A 7,492-nucleotide genomic window follows, 5' to 3' on the forward strand; every position below is an offset into this window, starting at 1 on the left:
CAGGGGATGAGCCAGCTCGTCGGCGTCACGCGGATGTGTTTGACTGCCGGCGGATCGGTGCAGTCACTTCGCCTGCTCAAATCGACGGGTTTCGACGACTACGACGCGGTCATCCTCCGCAAGATCCGCCAGTGGAAGTACCGGCCCTTCAAGGTCAACGGCAAGGCGGTGCCGGTGTGCACGTCGGTTCGGATCGTCTATAACCAGCACTGAGCGCCGACGGATTACGGCAACCGAATCACGCCAGACGCAACCAGCGCGAGCAAAGGGAACGCAGATGCACGGATTCAGTCTGATTGAGATGTGGAACTCGATGGGTTGGCCGGTCAAGGTCAACACCGTCTTCATGATCATCATGTCGCTGTGGTCGCTGTTTGTGATCTTCGAGCGCTGGATCACGTTCTCGAAGGGGACCAAGCAGTCGTTTTCGTACGTGCGGGCGCTCGAGGGCTACCTGGCGAAGCGCGCGATCGACGAGGCGATCCAGGCGGCCAAGCGCCATAGCGCCAGCCCGGTGGCGCGCGTCGTCGAGTCGGGGCTCGACGCGTACAAGAAGGGCCGCGAGGCGCTCGAGGAGGAGGGGCCCGAAGACGTCGGTGACTTCGACCTGGTGGATTCGGTCAACCGCGCGCTCGAGCGGGTCAAAGAACGCGAGACGTCGGCGCTGCGCAAGGGGCTCGGCGGGCTCGCGACGATCGCGTCGATCGCCCCGTTCGTGGGCTTGTTCGGCACCGTCATCGGCATCATCAACTCGTTCGAACTACTCAAGGGCGGCGGCGGCATGGATGTCGTCGGCCCGGGCATCGCCGAGGCGCTCGTGTCCACCGCGTTCGGTCTGCTGGTCGCGATTCCGGCGGCGATGTTCTTCAACTACTTCACGGGGCGCGTCGAGAGCATGGTCGTGGACATGAACGACGTGTCATCCGAGTTCATCGACTACGTCCTCAAGGAGGGGAGGGCGTAAGGTCATGGCGGGCCGCGCCACCAAGAACCGGCCCGGGCTGGTCCACAAGAAGCCGGCAAAACTCGACGGGCCGCGCAGCGAGATCAACGTCACGCCGCTCGTCGACGTGTGCCTCGTGCTGCTGATCATCTTCATGGTGATCACTCCGCTGTTGGCGCGCGGAAAGGACGTGCCGCTGCCCAGAACGAAGACGCACGTCAAAGAGGCGGACAAGAACCAGCCGATCATCGCGATCGCGCGCGACGGCAAGGTGTACTTCGACAAGGACCACATCGCGAACGTGGTGCCGGCGGCGCCGGCAGCCGGCCAGACGGGACGGCGCTGGCAACTCGACGACGAAAAGATCGTTCAGAAGACGCTCGAGGATGCGTGGCGCCGCGCCGAGGAACAGCGCACCGAGAAGCAGGAGTCGGTGATGAACAAGGTGTTCCTCAAGGCGGACCGCGATCTCGCCTATGGGCAAGTGTATCCCGTGATGATGGCGATCCACGAGTTGGGGGTTTCCGCGATCGATCTGGGAACCAACGAACTCAAGGAGGAGGGCGGCGCGCCGGCGCCGTAACGCGACCCATGGGGATGAACGTAGGCGGCGGCGACCCGCACGGCGCAAAGAGCGACATCAACGTCACGCCGCTCATCGACGTGGTGCTCGTGCTCCTGATCATCTTCCTCGTGACGATGCCGATCCAAATGCGGCAGATCACGGTGGAGATTCCGCGCAAGGCGGACAAACGAGTCGAGTTCGACCCCAAGGCGGGCGAGCAGATCACGGTCGAACTCGCGGCCGACGGGCGCGTGCTGCTCCGGATTGGCGGATCGGAGGAGCCCGATCTCAGCTTGGCCGATCTGCCGGGCAAGCTGCGCCCGGCCATCAAGAAGAAGACCGGCGACAAGACGGTCTTCGTCGACTTCGACTACGAGGTCAAGTACGACAACGCGGTCACTCTGATGGACATGGTGCGGGCGGCGGGCGCCGAGAAGGTCGCGCTCGTCGACAAGTCGGCCAAGCAATCCGCTGCACCCTGACGGGTCGGCAGCCGGTGGGCGGCGGCGGCCCGCCCCTGCCAGTAGCGGTGAGGCCGCGCAGGTGGCCCCCTCGGGGCGCTCGGTGGTAGCACCCGCCCAACGGAGGGGGACCGAGCCTTGACTCCCCGGCGCAGCCTTTGTACTACTCCCCGCGCCAACCGCGCGGTTTCTTGGAGGGACGACAGATTATGCGGGCTATTCGATTGACGATGCGAACGGCGCTCGGCGCCTGGCTGGTTGCGAGTGCTGCGAGCCTCGCTGCGTGCGACGACCAGAAGTCGAACACCGAGCTCAATCCGGCCGGGCCACCGATGATCCGCCAAGTGTTCGTCGACGAGCGGGTGCCGATCGAGACACCGAGCGGGACGAGCTTCCAAAACCGGACCCAGCTCGCATTCGGCGACCATCCGGACATCCCGCCCGAGTCGGATCCGCGCGACGGCGTGACCAATGCATTGTCGCAGAACAACACCGTGCGCGTCATCATCGACGAACTGCTCGACGGCAGCACGCTCGAGCAGGTCCGCTGCGCTGACGGGACCTTCGCCGACATCCCATCCGGGACGACGCCGGACGACATCGCCGACTGCGCCGGGCTCGATCGGCGCAACTGCACGGCGGTGTGTACGCAGATCAACGACGCCACGGGGCAGCCGTTCGGCGTCCAGGACGACAACGAGGACCTCGCCGCCGACGAGTTCCGGTTCAAGGACGGCATCGTGCAGTTGGTGTGTGGTGGCGATCCGATGCCGCTGGTGCTCGAAGGGGCGGCGCGCACGTTCTGGCAACCGTCGGGCAACCAGCAGATCCCGGCGGGCGATATCGGTCTCGCGGGGCTCGGCCCGGCCATCGTGATCAAGCCGGTCGGCATGCGGACCGGCGTGACCTGCACGCTCGACATCGCCGACTCGGTCGTCGACTACGATGGCAATCCGGTGTGCGCGCCGCCGAACGGCGACATCGAAAAGGACTGCCCGGCCGAGGGCGACACGAGCCTCGTGTCGTTTGGCGTCCAGGTGTTCGCTCTCACCCTGTCGGCGCCGCGCGACGGCGCCACCGGCGTACCGGTCACGACGGGGATTTCGCTTCAGTTCAACGCCAACGTGGACGGCGACACGATTCCGGGCAACATCGCTCTGCGCACGGGGGGCACCGACGTGCCGGCCACGATCGAGCTGGCCGCGATGGCGCCGACCCAGATCGCGATCACGCCGGACGGTCCGCTCATGCCAAACACGGAGTACACCATCGAAGTCACCGGCGGCGCCGACGGCTTGCTCGAGGTGTTCGGCGGTGCGCTGGCCAACGACGTCACGATCACGTTCACCACCGGCGACGCGCCGCCGGACGCGGGACCGACCCCGGACGCGGGACCGACCCCGGACGCGGGACCGACCCCGGACGCGGGACCGACCCCGGACGCGGCGTAGCCGCGGCCGGGCGCGACGAGTCCCGCGCGCTGCCCGAGGGCCTCGCTCCGGCGAGGCCCTCGGCATTTTCGGACCCGGACCGACGTGCTATGAGTGCGGCGTGGACGCGACGCTGAATCCGCAACAACAACGGGCGGTGGACTACGGGGATGGGCCGTTGATGGTGCTCGCGGGGGCGGGCAGCGGCAAGACGCGGGTGCTCGTTCACCGGATCGCCCGCCTGCTCGATCGCGGCGTGCCGGCGTACCGCGTGTTGGCGGTCACGTTCACGAACAAGGCAGCCGGCGAGATGCGCGAGCGGCTGTTTGGCCTGTGCGGCGGCGCCGCGGCGGACATGTGGATCGGCACGTTTCACGCAACGTGTGCGCGCCTGCTGCGCCGGTGGGGCGATCGTGTCGGTCTGACTCCGGCCTTCACGATTTTCGACGACGACGACCAGGTTCGCCTGGTCACCGCGCTCATCAAGGAGCTGAACATCGGCGACCAGGTGTCGGCTCGAGCCCTTCTGTGGCGCATCGACCGCGCGAAGAACCGGGGCGAAGATCCGTGTGATGGGCCGGTGTACAGCGTCGTCGACGAGGCGCTCCGCCAAGTCTACCCGCTGTATCGAGATCGACTCGTGCGGGAGGACGCGGTCGACTTCAACGACCTGCTGCTCAAAGTTCTCGACCTGTGCGAGCACGACGAGGTCGGCCCGTGGCTCGCGTCTCGGTTTTCGCACGTGTTGGTCGACGAGTTTCAGGACACGAATCGGGTGCAGTACCGCCTCGTGCGCCACTTCGTTCGCGGTACCCGAAACCTGACCGTCGTCGGCGACGACGACCAGTCGATCTATGGGTGGCGCGGAGCCGAACCGCGCAACTTGCTCGACTTCGACCGCGACTTCGAGGACGCCGCGGTGATCAAGCTCGAGCAGAACTATCGGTCCACGAAGGTGATCCTCGACGCGGCCAACGCGGTCATCGCGCGCAATCGCGATCGGCATCCGAAGGCCCTGTGGACGGCGCGCGACGGCGGCGAGCCGATCTTGTGGGAGGAGGCCGAGGATGAACGCCGGGAGGCCGATTTCATCGCAAAGGCGATCATCGGCCTGATGGACGAAGAAGGCCGCGACCTGTCGGATTTCGCCGTGCTGTACCGGACGCACGCGCAATCGCGCGCGCTCGAGGAGGCCCTGCGCGTCCATCAATTGCGCTACCGCGTGGTCGGCGGCACGTCGTTCTTCCAGCGCCGCGAGATCAAGGACATCCGCGCGTACCTCAAGCTCGTCATCAACCATGCCGCGGACTCGGCGTTCGAGCGGATCGTGAACGTGCCGTCGCGCGGGATCGGTAAGCGCACGATCGATCGCGTGCGCACGCACGCGCGGCTCACCGGGATCTCGCTGGTCGACGCGGCGCGTAGTTGCGCGCACGGGGCGGTCTCGTCGATCGGGCCCGCGGCGCGCAAGAAACTAGGCGCGTTCGTCGACATCATCGATGACCTGCGGGAGCGGCTGGTGTCCGGCGCGGCGGTCGCCGACCTGATCGTCGCGGCGATCGAGCGCAGCGGCTACCGAGAGCGTCTCGAAATCGAAGACTCGATCGAGTCGCGCGAGCGACTCGACAACCTCGGCCAACTCGTCGCGATGGCGGCCGACTTCGATCAAGATACTCAAGGCAAGGGAACGCTAGTCGAGTTCGACGAGCGCATCTCGCTGGCGTCCGCGAACGACGCGGAGGACGGCCGCAACGCGGCGGCCGTGACGCTCATGACCATCCACGCGGCCAAGGGGCTCGAGTTTCCCGTGGTGTTTCTGTGCGGCATGGAGGATGGCCTGTTTCCCAGCTTGCGCGAGCGCGACGATCGCGACGACCGAGAGGCGCTCGAGGAGGAGCGCCGGCTCGCGTACGTGGCGATGACCCGCGCGAAGGACCGCCTGGTGCTCACGGGGGCCAAGGTTCGCCGCACGTGGAACGACATCAAGATCAACAACCCGTCGCGGTTTCTCGACGACATTCCGAGCGAGTGCCTCGCCGTGCGCGCGCGGCCGGCGGTGCCGCGACGGGGCCGCGCCGCGCCCGCGCGGCGTCGCGCGGGCGACTACGACGAGTTCGATCAGCGCACGCCGTACTCCGAGATGGTCGAGTACGACGCCTACGCTGACCTGGAGCCCGACGGATTTCCCGTAGGCAGTGCGGTGCTGCACGCGAAGTTCGGCACCGGGCGCGTCATCGACGCGAGCGGGTGCGGCGCCAACCGCAAGCTCGTGATCGAATTCCCGGGGCGCGGCATCAAGACGATCCTGGCGCGGTTCGTGCAGCCTGCGGCCGGCTGACCGGCGCGACGCCGCCTATTCGGGAAGGGGCTCGGTCACCAGTTCGAGGGTGCGCTCGGCACCGTCGCGCCACACGACCACCTCGACGCGCCGGCCGATCCCCGCCGTCGCCGCGATCCACGCAAGGCTTCGCTCGTCGACCTCGCGACCGTCGAACCGAAGGATGACGTCGCCGCGGCGAAGGCCGGCCTTCGCCGCTGGCGCGCCCGCGACCGTGTTGGTGACGAAGGCACCGCGCGGCCGGTCGAGGCCGACCCGTGCGGCTACCTCGGGGGTCACGGGCGCGACGAACGCGCCCAGCCACGCGCGTTTCACGACGCCGTCGGTGCGCAGCTGCGGCAACACGCGCTTGGCCGCGTTGATCGGCAGCGCGTAGCCGATCGCCGTCTGCCGCGGATCGAAAAGCGTGTTGATGCCGACGACCTCGCCGCGCAAGTCGACGAGGGGCCCGCCGGAGTTGCCCGCGTGGATCCGGGCGTCGGTTTGCAGGTAGGCGCGCGCCCGCCCGCTCAGCGGTCCGGCGGGCATCGCGGGGACACCGGAAACGATGCCGGCCGACATCGTGGCGCCGCGGCCGAACGCATCCCCGGCCGCCACGACCCACTCGCCGCGGCGCAGGCGGTCGGAGTCGCCCAGCGGCAGCGGGCGCAGCCCAGGGACCGGGTCGATCTGGAGCAGGGCGACGTCCAGATTCGGGTCGCGGCCGATGACGCGAGCGCGGTGGTCGGAGCCGTCGTGCAGCCGCGCGACGATGTCGGCGGCGTTGGCGACGATGTGGTCGTTCGTCAGGATGAAGCCGCGGCCGTCGATGACGAAGCCCGACCCGAGGGCGAACGGGTCGTCCTCGCCGGGGAACGCATCGGCCGGGCCGCCGACGACCGTGCGCGTCGACCGCAGGGCCACCACGCCGGGCGCGATCTCGTCGGCCAGCGCGACGAACGACCCGGGCGCGCCGGGATACACGATCTCGACGGCGCCGTGAGCGGGCTCGCCGGCGTCCGCCTTCGGTGCGTCGGCCGGCGCAGGTGCCGCAGCGGGCCGGCATGCGGCGACCGCCACCGCGCCGGCGAGCACACTGCGGCACACCGCAGCGCGCGCGCTAGCCGTTGCTCGCGCCGCCGGCGCCGCGCTGTTTTTGCGCATCGACGTAATGTACGCGCAGGTCGTACAGCAGGCTCGACAGCAGCTTGTGCTCGGCTTCCGTCAGGTTGCCGCGAGTTTTTTCCTCGAGGATGCCGAGGATGTCGATGAGCTGCTTGGCCGCGGGCAAGTTGGGCTCCAACCGCTCGCCTTCTGGCCCCTCGACCTGCCCGAGGTTCACCATGCACGACGACCCCAGAGACAGGATGAAGGTCGAAAAATCCAGCGGCGGCAGTGCTTTCGGTGGCTCTTCGGACCCGGCCATCGGCTCGCAGCATAGCATCCCGTCGCGGCGGGTTGCATCGGGCTTTGACAGCAACTCCGCCGTTGCCTATAACGGAGCGCCCCGTGGGGTTCGACTGAAAAATCGGAGCCTTGGGCCCACAACCGAGAGGAGACGTCCCGATGGCGATGGAATACGTACCCGGACTCGCCGGGGTCCCGGCGGCAAAGTCCAAGATCGGTCTCATCGATGGCAACGCCGGCAAGCTGTACTACCGGGGCTATCCGATCGAGCAGCTCGCTGAGCATTCAGATTTCGAAGAGGTGTCGTACCTGCTGCTCAAGGGGCACTTGCCGACGCGGGCGGAACTCGACGCCTTCAAAGCGCAGCTC

General features: G+C 67.8%; 9 protein-coding genes. 7 read left to right on the forward strand and 2 right to left on the reverse strand.

Annotation, left to right across the window (positions count from 1 at the left end):
• From D6689_01705 to D6689_01730, 6 genes are all read left to right on the forward strand, one after another.
• The coding region (locus tag D6689_01705) for a TonB family protein (GenBank protein ID RMH44741.1) at positions 1 to 213 on the forward strand (213 nt) is incomplete at its 5' end.
• Between the two features lie 64 nt (positions 214 to 277).
• On the forward strand, positions 278 to 964 hold the full coding sequence (locus D6689_01710; GenBank protein RMH44742.1) for a flagellar motor protein MotA: 687 nt from the start codon (positions 278 to 280) through the stop codon (positions 962 to 964).
• Positions 965 to 968: 4 nt separating this feature from the next.
• Positions 969 to 1,526 carry a biopolymer transporter ExbD gene (locus D6689_01715; GenBank protein ID RMH44743.1) on the forward strand — a complete coding sequence of 186 codons (558 nt, stop codon included), beginning with the start codon at positions 969 to 971 and terminating at the stop codon, positions 1,524 to 1,526.
• An 8-nt stretch (positions 1,527 to 1,534) separates the two neighbouring features.
• Positions 1,535 to 1,990 (forward strand): protein TolR, encoded by a 456-nt coding sequence (locus D6689_01720; protein ID RMH44744.1) that lies wholly within the window; start codon positions 1,535 to 1,537, stop codon positions 1,988 to 1,990.
• Positions 1,991 to 2,199: 209 nt separating this feature from the next.
• Positions 2,200 to 3,420 carry a hypothetical protein gene (locus D6689_01725; protein RMH44745.1) on the forward strand — a complete coding sequence of 407 codons (1,221 nt, stop codon included), beginning with the start codon at positions 2,200 to 2,202 and terminating at the stop codon, positions 3,418 to 3,420.
• Complete coding sequence (locus D6689_01730; protein RMH44746.1) at positions 3,284 to 5,737, forward strand: hypothetical protein; 2,454 nt, start codon at positions 3,284 to 3,286, stop codon at positions 5,735 to 5,737. The genes D6689_01725 and D6689_01730 overlap by 137 nt, the downstream gene beginning before the upstream one ends.
• Before the next feature lie 15 nt (positions 5,738 to 5,752).
• Here the strand turns inward: D6689_01730 and D6689_01735 are convergent, their stop codons facing one another.
• Complete coding sequence (locus tag D6689_01735) at positions 5,753 to 6,880, reverse strand: PDZ domain-containing protein (GenBank protein RMH44747.1); 1,128 nt, start codon at positions 6,878 to 6,880, stop codon at positions 5,753 to 5,755.
• Positions 6,837 to 7,142: a DUF1844 domain-containing protein gene (locus D6689_01740; protein ID RMH44748.1), complete on the reverse strand. Its 306-nt coding sequence runs from the start codon at positions 7,140 to 7,142 to the stop codon at positions 6,837 to 6,839. Before D6689_01740 ends, D6689_01735 begins: the two co-directional genes overlap by 44 nt.
• A 146-nt stretch (positions 7,143 to 7,288) precedes the next feature.
• Between D6689_01740 and D6689_01745 the strand changes: the two genes are divergently transcribed.
• Positions 7,289 to 7,492, forward strand: a 204-nt coding sequence (locus D6689_01745; GenBank protein ID RMH44749.1) for a citrate synthase, incomplete at its 3' end; no start/stop codon positions are given.

This window comes from Deltaproteobacteria bacterium (genome assembly GCA_003696105.1).
In the GTDB taxonomy this organism is placed as follows: Bacteria; Myxococcota_A; Polyangia; order Haliangiales; family J016; genus J016.